General features: G+C 45.2%; 1 protein-coding gene. It reads left to right on the forward strand.

Annotated features, from left to right (window positions below; all coding sequences use genetic code 11):
- The coding region (locus tag QUF07_RS14080) for an RNA-guided endonuclease InsQ/TnpB family protein (protein ID WP_289428213.1) at positions 1-377 on the forward strand (377 nt) is incomplete at its 5' end.
- Positions 378-515 lie beyond the last annotated feature (138 nt).

The following is a 515-nucleotide window of genomic DNA, read 5'->3' on the forward strand; positions in this document are numbered from 1 at the left end:
ACCGCCGTAACAATTTTCTGCATCTCATCTCAACTACACTGATCAAGAACCACGATCTGGTGGTTGCGGAGGAGTTGCGTAGTAAAAATCTGTTACGGAATCACGCATTAGCAATGAGTATCAGTGATGTTGGTTGGCGAACATTTTTAGGCATGTTGACTTATAAAGCGGATCTGTATGGCAAAAACTTTATCACCGTCAATCCCCGCAATACCACCCAAACATGTCATCATTGTGGCTTCATTAGGGGGAGTCATGGCACTCATAAACTTACACTGGCCGATCGTGAATGGACTTGTCCAGCCTGTCATCAGTCCCATATTCGAGACCATAATGCCGCCCAAAATATTTTAGCAAGGGGTATCATATCCCGATAATAAACTTTGTCCGTCTGGCAACCTGCGGACACTAAAGGCTTTGGTAATTAGCACGTAAGACCTGCTTGCAGGCAACCGCTGTATCTAAGCAAATTGTGGTCGTGACACCGTGAGGTGTTATTCTCACAAGCTCCTGAA

It is taken from the genome of Lentilactobacillus sp. TOM.63 (assembly GCF_030361045.1).
GTDB classification, from domain to species: Bacteria; Bacillota; Bacilli; order Lactobacillales; family Lactobacillaceae; genus Lentilactobacillus; species Lentilactobacillus dabitei.